This is a genomic window from Methylibium rhizosphaerae (assembly GCF_006386545.1).
Taxonomy (GTDB): Bacteria; Pseudomonadota; Gammaproteobacteria; order Burkholderiales; family Burkholderiaceae_C; genus Pseudorivibacter; species Pseudorivibacter rhizosphaerae.
In genome coordinates, this window is sequence record NZ_SWAR01000004.1 from 173,337 (window position 1) to 185,723 (window position 12,387).

Annotated in this window: 12 protein-coding genes; 1 reads left to right on the plus strand and 11 read right to left on the minus strand. The window is 69.3% G+C overall.

Annotated features, from left to right (window positions below):
- Nucleotides 1-22: 22 nt before the first annotated feature.
- Genes E8D38_RS04405 through ssuE form a run of 6 tightly spaced genes read right to left on the minus strand, consistent with a single transcriptional unit; the run spans nt 23 to nt 4,926 of the window.
- A complete protein-coding gene (locus tag E8D38_RS04405) occupies nt 23-928 on the minus strand; it encodes an ATP-binding cassette domain-containing protein (protein WP_219851655.1) in 906 nt (301 codons plus the stop codon).
- A gap of 20 nt (nt 929-948) precedes the next feature.
- A complete protein-coding gene (gene ssuC / locus E8D38_RS04410) occupies nt 949-1,746 on the minus strand; it encodes an aliphatic sulfonate ABC transporter permease SsuC (protein ID WP_246099354.1) in 798 nt (265 codons plus the stop codon).
- Nucleotides 1,718-2,122 carry a VOC family protein gene (locus E8D38_RS28780; protein WP_140626525.1) on the minus strand — a complete coding sequence of 135 codons (405 nt, stop codon included), beginning with the start codon at nt 2,120-2,122 and terminating at the stop codon, nt 1,718-1,720. The genes ssuC and E8D38_RS28780 overlap by 29 nt, the downstream gene beginning before the upstream one ends.
- A 5-nt stretch (nt 2,123-2,127) precedes the next feature.
- A complete protein-coding gene (gene ssuD / locus E8D38_RS04420; RefSeq protein WP_140626526.1) occupies nt 2,128-3,297 on the minus strand; it encodes an FMNH2-dependent alkanesulfonate monooxygenase in 1,170 nt (389 codons plus the stop codon).
- Between the two features lie 13 nt (nt 3,298-3,310).
- Nucleotides 3,311-4,318: a sulfonate ABC transporter substrate-binding protein gene (locus E8D38_RS04425; RefSeq protein ID WP_425462747.1), complete on the minus strand. Its 1,008-nt coding sequence runs from the start codon at nt 4,316-4,318 to the stop codon at nt 3,311-3,313.
- 50 nt (nt 4,319-4,368) lie between these two features.
- Complete coding sequence (gene ssuE / locus E8D38_RS04430) at nt 4,369-4,926, minus strand: NADPH-dependent FMN reductase (RefSeq protein ID WP_140626527.1); 558 nt, start codon at nt 4,924-4,926, stop codon at nt 4,369-4,371.
- 288 nt (nt 4,927-5,214) lie between these two features.
- Here ssuE and E8D38_RS04435 point away from each other — a divergent pair, with 288 nt between their 5' ends.
- Nucleotides 5,215-8,217 carry a hypothetical protein gene (locus tag E8D38_RS04435; protein ID WP_140626528.1) on the plus strand — a complete coding sequence of 1,001 codons (3,003 nt, stop codon included), beginning with the start codon at nt 5,215-5,217 and terminating at the stop codon, nt 8,215-8,217.
- A gap of 132 nt (nt 8,218-8,349) precedes the next feature.
- Here E8D38_RS04435 and E8D38_RS04440 read toward each other — a convergent pair whose 3' ends face one another.
- From E8D38_RS04440 to E8D38_RS04460, 5 genes are all read right to left on the minus strand, one after another.
- Nucleotides 8,350-9,933: an aldehyde dehydrogenase (NADP(+)) gene (locus E8D38_RS04440; RefSeq protein ID WP_140626529.1), complete on the minus strand. Its 1,584-nt coding sequence runs from the start codon at nt 9,931-9,933 to the stop codon at nt 8,350-8,352.
- A gap of 397 nt (nt 9,934-10,330) precedes the next feature.
- Nucleotides 10,331-10,534, minus strand: a complete 204-nt coding sequence (locus E8D38_RS04445; protein ID WP_140626530.1) for a hypothetical protein — start codon at nt 10,532-10,534, stop codon at nt 10,331-10,333.
- A complete protein-coding gene (locus E8D38_RS28180; RefSeq protein WP_181178922.1) occupies nt 10,527-10,829 on the minus strand; it encodes a hypothetical protein in 303 nt (100 codons plus the stop codon). The genes E8D38_RS04445 and E8D38_RS28180 overlap by 8 nt, the downstream gene beginning before the upstream one ends.
- On the minus strand, nt 10,826-11,362 hold the full coding sequence (locus tag E8D38_RS04455; protein WP_181178923.1) for a hypothetical protein: 537 nt from the start codon (nt 11,360-11,362) through the stop codon (nt 10,826-10,828). Before E8D38_RS04455 ends, E8D38_RS28180 begins: the two co-directional genes overlap by 4 nt.
- Before the next feature lie 39 nt (nt 11,363-11,401).
- Entirely contained in the window at nt 11,402-12,352 is a 951-nt protein-coding gene (locus tag E8D38_RS04460) for a tyrosine-type recombinase/integrase (RefSeq protein ID WP_140626532.1), read from the minus strand.
- Nucleotides 12,353-12,387 lie beyond the last annotated feature (35 nt).

Genomic DNA, 12,387 nt, shown 5'->3' on the forward strand with positions numbered 1-12,387 from the left:
GAGGCCGGGTCGTTCGCGTCGGTCAGATCGCCCAGCGCCATCGCGCCATCGACTTCGGCAGCGACATCGCCTCCTGCGCCGTCGCGTCGTCGCATGCCGGCTCGCGCAGCACGCGCTGCAGCACCCGCTCCTCGATCGCCGCAAAGGTGGCGTCGCCGCGCGAACGCGGGCGTGCCAGCGCAATGCGTTCGTCGAGCGAGATGACATGGTCCTCGATCAGCACGACGCGATCGGCCAGCGCAACGGCCTCGGCCACGTCGTGTGTGACCAGCAGCGCAGTGAAGCCGTGCTGCTGCCACAGGCTCTCGATCAGCTGCTGCATCTCGATGCGCGTCAGCGCGTCCAATGCGCCCAGCGGCTCGTCGAGCAGCAGCAGCCGCGGGCGGTGCACCAGTGCGCGTGCGAGCGCGACGCGCTGGCGCTGCCCGCCCGAGAGCACTGCAGGCCAGTCGTTCGCCCGGTCGGCCAGGCCGACCTTCTCCAGTGCCTCGCGCGCCCGCGCCGGCGCATCGGCACCTTCCAGCCCGAGCGCGATGTTGTCGATCACGCGCTTCCAGGGCAGCAGGCGCGCGTCCTGGAACATGATGCGGATGTCCTCCCGGTGCTTCGCGAGCGGCTCGCCGTCGAGCGTCAGTTCACCGGCCGAGGCGCGCTCGAGCGCCGCGACCAGCCGCAGCAGCGTGCTCTTGCCGCAGCCGCTGCGGCCGACGATGGCGACGAACTCACCCGGCGCGATGTGCAGGTCCACGCCGTCGAGCACACGGCGTTCGCCGAAGCGTTTTGCCAGGCCGCGCGCGTCCACCGCGATGCCGGCCGGCAAGGGCGTGCCCTGCCACACCGGCTCGTCGAGTTGCGCGCGGAAGAAGCGCACGGCCTCGGGCAGACCCTGGTAGCGCAGGCTGGCGGCGTCGATCTCGGTCATGCTCATGCTCATGCGTGTTCCCAGGCTCAGGTCGCTGCGTTCGCCTGGTAACCCGGGTGCCAGCGCAGCCACCAGCGCTCCAGGCCCTTGGCCAGCACGTCGGCGAGCTTGCCCAACAGCGCGTAGAGCAGGATGCCCACGAGCACCACGTCGGTCTGCAGGAACTCGCGGGCGTTCATCGTCAGGTAGCCGATGCCGGCCTGCGCCGAGATCGTCTCGGCGACGATCAGCAGCACCCACATCAGCCCGAGCGAGAAGCGCAGGCCCACCAGCACCGACGGCAGCGCGCCGGGCAGGATGACGTGGCGGTACAGCGCCCAGCCCGACAGGCCATAGCTGCGCGCCATCTCGATGAGGCCCTCGTCCACCGATCGGATGCCGTGGAAGGTGTTGAGGTAGATCGGAAAGAACACGCCGACCGCGACGAGGAACAGCTTTGCGCTCTCGTCGATGCCGAACCACAGGATCACCAGCGGGATGAGCGCCAGGGCCGGGATGTTGCGCACCATCTGCAAGGTGGTGTCGAGCAGCGTTTCGAAGAGGCGGAAGGTGCCGGTCAGCAGACCCAGCAGCAGCCCGAGCCCGCCGCCCACCACCAGCCCGGCGAGCGCGCGGCCGCTGCTCACGGCCACGTGGTGCCACAGCTCGCCGGAGGCGAGCAGCGTCCAGAACGCGGCGGCCACGGCCCAGGGCTCGGGCAGCACGCGGCTGGACAGCCACCCGGCCCTGGAGGCGATCTCCCAGCCGAGCAGCAGGAGAACCGGCACGCACCACGGCAACGTGCGGCGCAACAACTCAGATCGCCAGGCGGTCGAGCGAGACACGAAAGGTCTCCACGGTCGAGTCGGGTTCCAGCAGTTCGAGCCGGTTGCCGAACGGGTCCTCGACGTACAGGCGCCGCTGCCTGATGAGCGGCGCATCGTCGACCGGATAGCCGCCCCGGCGCAGCCGCGAGGCGACTTGCTGCACGTCCGCGACCTGCAGCGCGAGATGCGCCTGCGGCGCCACGCCGGTGTAGTGGCCCTCGGTGAGATCCAGCCGCTGCCACCCCACCGAGAAGCGCAGCGTGCCCGGCCGGTCGAGCCGCGGATCTCGGACCTCGACCAGCCCGAGGGCCTGTTCGTAGAAGGCGCGGGCCTTCGCCTCGCCACCGAGCGGGATCGGCAGCTGCACGTGATCGACGGCGCGAATGGAGGCCATGGTGCTCAGCTCGCTGCGGCCCTGGGCACGTAGCTGTTGGCGACGATCTCGCCGAACGGCCCGGTCACCGTGCGGCCGGGCAGCTTCTGCTGCACGTCCAGCGGCAGCAGCGGGAACACGAGCTCGGCAAAGCGGTGCGCCTCCTCGAGGTGCGGGTAGCCGCTGAGCACGAAGTGATCCAACCCCAGCGCGGCGTACTCCTTGATGCGCTCGGCCACCTGCTGCGGATTCCCGACAAGGGCAGTGCCCGCGCCGCCGCGCACGAGGCCGACGCCGGCCCACAGGTTGGGCGAGATCTCCAGCCCCTCTCGCACATTGGCCTTGTTGAACCTGCCGCGGTGCAGCTCGGCCATGCGGCGCTGGCCCACCGAGTCCATCTGCGCGAACTTGGCCTGGGCGGCGGCGACGGTCGCCTCGTCGAGCCCGCAGACCAGCTCGGCAGCCGCGCGCCAGGCTTCGTCCTCTGTCTCGCGCACGATCACGTGCAACCGGATGCCGAAGGTGAGCGTGCGGCCGTGCTTCGCCGCGCGCTGGCGCACGTCGGCGATCTTCGCGGCCACCGCCTCGGATGGCTCGCCCCAGGTCAGGTAGGTGTCGACATGCTCGGCAGCGAGTTCATGCGCCGGCTCCGACGAGCCGCCAAAGAAGATCGGCGGGTATGGCTGGCTGACCGGCGGGTACAGCAGCTTGGCGCCCTGCACGCGCAGGTGCTTGCCCTCGAAGTCGTAAGGCTCGCCGCCGTGGCTGCGTTGCAGCACCTCGCGCCAGATGCGAATGAACTCGGCGGACTCTTCGTAGCGCTGGGTATGGCCGAGGAACTGGCCGTCGCCGGCCAGTTCCTCGGCGTCGCCGCCGGTGACGAGGTTGACCAGCAGCCGCCCGCCCGACAGGCGGTCCAGCGTCGCGGCCATGCGTGCCGACTGCGAGGGCTGCACCAGGCCGGGCCGCAGCGCGACCAGGAACTTGAGCCGGCGCGTCGCATCGATCAGGCTCGCCGCCAGCACCCATGAGTCCTCGCAGGAGCGGCCGGTCGGGATCAGCACACCTTCGTAGCCGAGGCTGTCGGCGGCGATGGCGACCTGCTTGAAGTAGTCGAAGGTCGCGGCGCGCGCGCCCTTGCTCGTGCCGAGATAGCGCGAGTCGCCATGGGTGGGGATGAACCAGAGGATCTTCATCGCGGCACCCTGCTCACTTCGCCTGCGCCGTCTTCGCGGCGCCCGGCAGCGCATCGACGATGCGGATCGGCTTGGGGATCAGCTTCAGGTCATGGAAGGCATCGGCAATCTTCTGCTGCTCGGCTGCGATGGCGGGCGTCACCGGCACCACGTCGACCGGGTAATGGCGCAAGCTCTGCTCGACCACCGCCACGTCCAGCCCCTGCAGCGGCGCGATCTTCTCGGCGGCCGCGCGCGGGTTCGCGCCCAGCCAGCGGCCCTGCTCGCGCAGGTCGTCGAACAGAGCCTTGATGACCTGCGGGTACTTCTCGGCGTAGCTGCGCTCGCCCAGGTAGTAGAGGTAGTTGTTGACCACGCCGCGGCCGTCGGCCAGCACGCGCGCGCCGATCTGCTTCTCGGCGGCGGCGAGGAACGGATCCCAGATCGCCCAGGCATCGACCGCACCACGCTCGAAGGCGGCGCGCGCATCGGCCGGCGGCAGGAAGACCGGCTGGACGTCGGCGTACTTCAGGCCGTGCTTCTCGAGCAGGCGCACGAGCAGGTAGTGCACGTTGCTGCCCTTGTTCAGCGCGACCTTCCTGCCCTTCAAGTCGGCGACCGACTTGATCGGCGAGTCCTTGGGCACCACCAGCGCCTCAGCCTGCGGCGACGCCGGGTCGTGGCCGATGTAGACGAACTGCGCGCCGGCGGCCTGCGCGAAGATCGGCGGCGCTTCGCCGACGTAGCCGACATCGATCGAACCGACGTTCAGCCCCTCGAGCAGCTGCGGGCCGGCGGGGAATTCCACCCACTTCACCTGGACGCCCAGCGGCGCCAGCTTCTTCTCGAGCGTGCCGAGCGACTTCTGCAGCACGAACAGGCTCGCGGCCTTCTGGTAGCCGATGCGCAGCAGCTCGGGCTTGCCCTGCGCGAGCGCGGGCAGGGCTGTGGCTGCCGCGAGGACCGTGACGATCGCGGTGCAGGCGCGCGCGAACCATCTGCGGCGGCCATCGGAGAAGGAAGCCATGAACATGAACGGCATCAACGCGCTCCTTGGGACAGGGGGACAGGGGACGGGCACACGGCATTCGGTCAGTAAGGCTGCAGGGCGCGCCCGAGCGCCGCACCTTTCGCGTCAAGCAGCGGCTGCAATGCGCGATCCAGTCTCTCGAGCAGGGCCGCGTCGGGGACGTAGCCACCCGACTCATCATGCGAGGCGAGCTGCTGGTCGGTGGCGAACACGCCGTCGAGGATGTCGCGCGCGCCGAGCGCAGAGAGCACCGGCTTGAGCGCGTAGTCGAGCGCCAGCAGGTGCGCCAGGCTGCCGCCGGTGGCCAGCGGCAGCACCGTCTTGCCGCGCAGCGTGTCCTGCGGCAGCAGGTCGAGGAACAGCTTCAGCAGGCCGCTGTACGCCGCCTTGTAGATGGGCGTGGCGACGACCACCAGATCCGCCGCCGCGACGCGCTCCACCGCCTGGCGAACGGAGGCTGCGCGAGCGTCCGCGCTCAGCAATGCTGCGGAGTCCAACGTGCGAACGGCAATCAGGTCGTTCACGCGCGCCAAGCCTTCGAGGCGGGTCTGGGTCAACTGAAGCAGCCAGTGCGAACGCGAGCGCAGTGACGGACTGCCGGAGATGCCGACGATGTTCATTGGGCGACGTAGCCGATGCATGAATGAGGCGTTTCAGCCTACGCCCCGCCCTTGCCGCACGAAAGGAAGCGATTCGCCCATCGTTATCCGCATTCCTCAGCAGGCGCCTCAGTGGCTTTTCGGGTCGCAGCACAGGCTGCCCGGCGCCGCCATCGAGCATGCGAAAAACAGATATGCGGATGCGCAAACGACGCAAGGCCTCTTTCGGCTGAGGCGCCGCTGCTTCGTGGGCCGCGGATGAGCGTGCCAAGGCGAGCCGAATGATCCCGGCCAAAAGGAAGTGCCTGCATGCTCGATCGCATTCGCCACATGACGGGTCTGAACCGGTACACGGTCGAGACCCCGAACTCGCAACACCAGCAAAGCGCCAACAAGGCCGACATGAGCGTGCGGCCCAACCTGCCGGCGCGCGCCGCGTCGCCCGCCGCCGCCGCGGCCACCGAGATGGCGCCAAGGCAGCCGCTGGCCGCCACCGCAGGCGGCGAGTCGCCTGCTCCAGCGGGCATGGCCAGCCCCGTGGCGCCGATGACGCCCAGCCCGGCGCGCTCCGACAGCGCCCTGAGGAGAACCCAGGTCGATTCGGCGGACGCCTGCACGGCGGCGCAGCACCCGCTCGTCGCAGCCATGGTGCAGGGCGCCACGGGCCTGCACGACCTCGTCGAGCAGCAGTTTCCGGGCGTCCCGCAGGTGAGCCTCTCGCGGCTGCCGCTGCAGGAGGCGCTGCAGGCCTTGATGCCCGGCATGTCGCCGGCCGCCCCCGTCGGCCTGCCCGGGGCGCCCGCCGTGCTGCTCGCGCAGTCACTGGCGCTGGCCACCGGTGCCGACGCCGTGCGCGCCTCGGCGGCGATCGGCGCGCTGCGCCAGCTCGACCCGGTGGGCGACATCACCGACGCATGGCATCTACGCGGCGAGGGAATGCCCGCATCGCCGAGCCAGGCACAGCAGGACGCCTGGCGTGCGGTTCTGGACATGGCCACCACGCCGAGCGGCATGCGTGTGCTGCAAACCGTCATGGGCCAGCCCGTCGCGCCCGCGCAGGAGCGCGACTTCGTGCTGCTGATGAAAACCGTGTCGGCGATGGCCGATCGCAACGTATCGGCCATCGCCCGTCCGGCCGAATTGATCGCCGGCCTGGGCGCGCCCGCCACGCTGCTCGACGAAGCACTGGCCTGCGCCGCGGCGCGCCTGGCGGGTGAGGTGCAAGCCGCGCGCCCTGACGACTGGGCGCTCAACGCCGTGCGCAACGATCTCTTCGACACCGGCCCCGGCTCGGATTTCGCCGCCGTCCAGTCGCGCCTCATGAAGATGGGCCGGTGGATCGGCCGCGCCACCAACGACAGGTGGGGTGCGCTGCGCAACCCGATGAAGGGCAAGTCCGCCTTCCGTGCGTTGCGCTACGGCACGCAGCAGGTAGACCGCGGGCCCGCGGTCGCCAGGCACCGCAAGGCCTTCGATGCGGCATTGCGCGGCGCGGCATCGCAGCTGCGGGACCAGCTCGTCGCGCTGGCACCCACTGCCCGCAGCAGTGGGCCGGGCCAGGTGCCCGTTGAGCTGCTGCGCGCGGCAGTGCTCGACCATTGCCTCGCCACGCCGGACCGCCCGCTGGACGGCCGCATGTTCGATGCTGCCGCCGTGCACGACGTCGCCACCCGGCTGGCGGGCATGCTGGCCACGGCGGGCGGCCGCCCGGCAGGGGCGGCCCAGCCAGGGCTCGTGGAGCACCTGAAGCAGCAGCCCCAGCTGCGGACGCTGGTCGGGGCACCGCTGCGCATGGAGCAGCTGGAAGCCTGGCTGGCCGACGCGCTGAAGACGCACGCAGCGCAACCCGAAGGCTGGGCCGATGCCGCGGCGGCCGGGCTGCAACGCGCGCGCGTCGAGGTGCAAGGGCACGACACACGCCTGCAGCAGGTCGATCGCGAAGCGCTGCGCAAGAGCCTCAAGCACATCGTGCAGAACATCGAAGGTTCTTCCCGGCTGCGGCTTTCGAGCGGCGGTGTCCTGGGCGTGGGCCTGCGGCATCTGTCGGCGGCCGTCTCGGGGCTGGTGAGCGGCTTCCTGCTGCGCGGGCGCGTGGATGCGCGCAAGCAATGGGGCCGGCAGGCCGTGTTCGAGATCGCGATGCCGCCGTACGACATGGAGATCATGGTCGCCACGCAACGGCAGCGCGCAACGCAGCTGGGCGCGGGCGCCTTCGTCGGGCCCCACCTCGGCATCGCGCGAGCCGGTGCCAACGTCGACGTCACCGCCTATGCCAGCGAGTCGGCCGGGCTCAAGGGCGTGACGCTGCGGCTGCCGCGCATCGGGCGGCCGGTGAGCGAGTTGCGCACCGAGTTCTCGCGGCTGGTCGATCGTCTGCTCGACGGCACCACCGCCGCCGGCAACCCGCCGCAAGACCTGCTGAAGCAGCTGCTGCAGGAATTCCCCGGCCTCACCGTCAACCGCATCGGCCTCGCGGGCGACGAGCGCAAGCGCCACGGCTTTTCGGTGGAAGGGGTTGCCGCGGTGCAGGCCGCGGGCATGCGGGCCGGCGTGAATGCGGGCGGCGCGCTCGAGGTGCAGCGCGGGGTCATCCGCCACTACGAAGACGACTCCGGCAGCATGCAGGTGCAGCGGCACATCGCGGGGTGGAGCCTGCGCGGCGCCGTGGGGGCGCGCATCTCAGCCGGTCCGAGCGTCGATGCCGGTCCGGTGAACCTGAACTCCGGCAACACCGACACCACCCTCGTGGGCGGGAGTGCCGATGTGCTGGTCGCCGGCAGCAGCGACCGCCGCGAAGTGGTGTACCAGGACGGCCGGCTGCACCCCATCTCCTTCCACGAGACCGAGTTCCAGAACCTCGACGGCTTCCTCGCCCACGTGGAGCGCCGCCGCGGGGAATGGGTGCGCGCCCGCCTTGCCTCGCCCGGCACCGAGCGCGATGCAGGCACCGAGCACACCAAGCTGCAGGGCTTTCTCGACGAAGTGACCCGCCAGGCCACGCCCACCCACACCTATGCCTTCCGCTCCACCATCAGCCCGAGCGCTGCCGAACGGGTGGATGCGTATCGCTCCGCCGCCTTGCTGGCGCAACGACAAGGTGCAGCCCCCTCTGCCGCGCATGAAACCGTTGCGGCCATGCATGCGGCCGTGGAGGGCGAGTGGGCCGACCCGGCATCGCTGCAGCCGTATTCGCTGCGCTCCTACGAACGCGTGGCGGCCCAGGGCTTCAAGGGCCTGAACCTGGTGGCGCAGTTCGGCTCGGTCCATGCGGCCGATGCGAACCACATCGACAACCGGCTGGATGCTGCGTGATCGTGCCGACAAGCCCCCGCCGTCGAAGGAGTGGCGCCACGGCCGGGCTGGCTTTCATGGAGTGATCCGCAACATGGCGCGCCACGAGACCGAACCGGCTTCGGCCGCCAAGGTCACGCCCGCTGCCCGGTCCTAAGCCACGGGATCGCGGGTCTTCTCGCCGTTGACCAGGCGCTCGATGCCCAGCGGGTTGCCGTTCTTCAGCGCATCGGGCAGCAGCGCATCCGGGAAGTTCTGGAAACACACCGGCCGCAGGAAGCGATCGATCGCCAGGGTGCCAACCGAAGTTCCGCGCGCGTCCGACGTGGCGGGATACGGTCCGCCGTGCACCATCGCATCGCAGACCTCGACGCCGGTCGGGTAGCCGTTCAGCAGCAGTCGGCCGACCTTGTCTTGCAGCAGTTCAATGATGTCCGCCGCCGCCATGAGTTCGTCGGGTTCGCCTATCAGCGTTGCCGTCAGCTGGCCACGCAACGCCTGCAGCGCACGCGCAAGTTCATCCCGGTCGGCCACCTCGACGACGACAGTGGCCGGGCCGAAGATTTCCTCCTGCAGCAGCGGGTCGCCCTGCAACAGCAGGCCCGCGTCGGCCTTGAAGACCTGCGCCCTGGCCTGCGCCCCGACTTGCTCGCCACCGGCCAGCCGCACCACGCCCGGGTGCGCCAGCATCGCCTGCACACCCTGCCCGTAATGCGCCAATCCACCGGCATTCAGCATGGTCTGCGGCGCGGCCTTGTCCATGCTCTGGCACAAGCGCCGCACGAAGGTGTCGAAGCCGGACGAGCGCATGCCGATCACCAGCCCGGGGTTGGTGCAGAACTGGCCTGCGCCCAACAGCACCGAGGCGGCCAGTTCGTCAGCCACCTGGGCACCGCGCACCTGCAAGGCCTCGGGCAACAGCACGACGGGGTTGATGCTGCTCATCTCGGCAAAGACCGGGATGGGCTGCGGCCGCATCGCGGCCATGTCGCACAGCGCGCGGCCGCCGCGCAGCGACCCGGTGAAGCCCACCGCCTGGATGGCCGGATGTTTCACCAGCCAGGCGCCGACGCTGCCGCCATAGACCATGTTGAACACACCGCCTGGCATGCCGGTCCGCGCTGCCGCGCGCAGGATGGCTTCGGCCACCGCTTCCGCAGTCATCATGTGGCCCATATGCGCCTTGAACACCACCGGACACCCGGCGGCGAGGGCGGCAGCCGTGTCGCCGCCGGCCGTGGAGAAGGCCAATGGAAAGTTGCTGGCGCCGAACACTGCCACCGGGCCGACCCCGATGCGGTACTGGCGGATGTCTGCACGAGGCGTCGGCGCGCGCTGCGGCAGCGGGAGATCGATCCTGGCGCCATGAAAGTCTCCCCGGCGCAGCACGGTCGCGAACAAGCGCATCTGGGCACTGGTGCGCAGTCGCTCGCCCTGGATGCGGCCCGCGGGCAAGGCTGTCTCGCGACAGACGGTCGCGACGAAGTCGTCATCCAGCGCGTCGACTTCAACCGCAATGGCCTCCAGGAATTCTGCGCGCCGCGACGCCGGCAACGCACGGTACGCCGGGAACGCGTTCATCGCCGCGGCAGCGGCCGCGTTGACCTCCTCCTCGGTCGCTTCCAGGTAGGCGCGTGGCAGCGGCTCGCCCGTGAAGGCGTCGAAGCTGCGAAGCACCACGCTGCCGGCGGCACTTCGAGTGCCGCCGATCAAGTGCTGGCCAATGGGTCGGGTCATGCTCTCTCCTGTCTGCCGCCATCCTAGGAACAGGTCCAGCGTCTGGCCAATTGCGTTTCCGGAGAGATCAATAACGCCCTGTTATTGCGGCCCGTGCGGGACGCGAGTCCCGCGAAAAGCACCCGGGCAAAGAAAAACGGGCTAGCCCTTCTGGAGCTAACCCGTTGTTCTAGAACGATGTTCTGGCGCGGCTGGCAGGATTCGAACCCACGACCCCTTGGTTCGTAGGCTGCCGAAAATCGAAAGGGGCCAGTGAAATCAACGACTTAGCGGCGCCCTCACTGCGCGAGTCGCACAGAAATGCCCAGGAGAGCTGGGGAAAGTCGCGCAAAAGTCGCGCAACCGAGGCACGACCCCTTGGTGTGTTTTACAGGTCGCGCAGCGCGTGCTGGTTGGCTCACTCGGGCGGCTGTTCGCGGTCCGGATCGACCGCAGGTGCGACCACCAGTTCGGTATTGGCGGCCGGCGTGAGCATGCGGTAGAGCTGCGCCCGGCGCACAAGGTTGCCGTCCAGCGCGATGTTCCAAAGCAGCTCGCGTTCGAGCGCTTCGCGGTCGCCTGGCACGACGGTCAATTGCACAGGCTTGTCGCTGTCAGTCACGACGCGCTTCCCCGTGGGTGCTCCACCCCGGAGGTACCCCGGAAGTGTCGATCGGCAAACCGGACAGGTTGCGCTGCAGCTCTTCGTTGATCAGGAAGTGCAGGAAGCGCGTGTCCTCGCTGGTTCCCCAGAAGTGCCGCTTGCACCGCAAAGCGAAGCGCGCGAGGTCTGCTTCGCTGCGAACCTCGCCCGGCGTGAAGCCAGTGATCTTCGTCCAGCGAGCGAGTTCGCGGCGGGTCAGTCGCAGCGTGGAAGTTCCTCGCAGCATCAAGCGCTCCAGCTTTTGGGTGTTCAACGACCGCAGTCCGACGGTCCGCCGAGTTCCCGTTCGATCCGATCGAGGATAGCTTCGGCGCGTGTGCTCGTGGCGGCGTTCGTCATCCCGCGGGCCATCATCAGCAGCGGGATGTAGAGGATCGCCAGCGGCACCGTCAGCAGGAACACGCCCGATGCGTCGTTCGCCGCGGCGATGAACACCGACACGAACAGGAGCGCGACGGGGCCGATTACATCCCTGGGCTGGAACAGCGCGGATGGGCTCGATCGGGCGAAGTTCAGGCGACCGCCAGTTGTCAGGTTCACGATGCCCACCGGCTCGGGTCCATCCAGCGCCAGCGCGACACGATGTCCCCGCCGCGCCGGCATCGATCGACTCGTGATCACGAACTGCCGTTCGGAACCGTCCGCGGCCTTGACCCACAGATCCCACCGCTCTCGGTTGTCGGTAGGCGCGTAGGGCTCAAGCGGCACGACAAAACGGCGGATCTCCAGGACCCGGCCGGTGAACACTTCGGAATCTTGCATGGCGGTTGGCAGTGACAGCGTCACGCCGAACCATGCAGGACGACCTGCCGTCGTCAAGGCATGTCAGATCGCGATCCGTTCGACTTCGTCCAGCTTGACTTGGTCGCCGCGACGGTCATACAGGCCCGTCGTCCGAGCCGACTCGTGGTTGGCCATCTGCTGCGCGATCTCCAGCTTGCCGCCGTTGCGCAGGTACTCGGTTATGCCCGTGGCTCGGAAACTGTGGCAGCCGATGAGGGTCTCGATGCCGGCCGCGTTCGCACGGCGCCCGACCATCCGGTACACGTCGGCCTGCGACATCGGCCGGTCCGACAGGGTGGCGGTCGGCCCCTTCGCAGAGCGAAAGAGGATGCCGGTCACACCGGCCAGATCGGCGCCATCGATGTAGTCATGGAGCCAATCCTCCAGGTTGTGATGGCAAGGCATGTCGTGGAGCTTGCCGCCCTTCTCGTGAAGACGGACCCACAGGCGCCGCCGCTGCACATACACGTCCTCCAGCTGCATGCGCGTCACCGCGCCGACGCGAGCGAACGTGTAGACCATCACGCCGATGATCGCCCGATCGCGCAGGCCGATGACGGTGTCGGTCTCGATCGCGGCGATGAGATCGCGAACCTCCTGCGCCGACAGCACCGGCGTCTTGCCGACCTTGACCGAGTGCCTCGGGCCGCGCACCGACGCCGCCGGGTTGACCGGCAGCACCTGCCCGACCACGAGCCAGTCGAACAGGGCGCGCAGCGCGGCGAGCCGCTGCTTCACGGTCTGTGGCGCCAGGCTCAGCTGCTCGATGTAGGCGGCGACGTGCACGGGCTCGACCGAACGCACGTCGACGATGCGATGACGGCCGCACCAGCGCGAGAAGTCCGCCCCGGCCTGCGCGTATGCCTTGCGGGTGTTCGCGTTCCGGATGTGTGCGGTGAAGAACTCGACGGTGCGGCGCCGGGATGCGACGTCAGGTGCGTAGAGCGACGGCAGGGCGGGAGCGAGCGTGTCGGGGCGAACGAGGTCGAACATGTCGGAGTGCGAGGGTCATGATTGATAACGTCCTT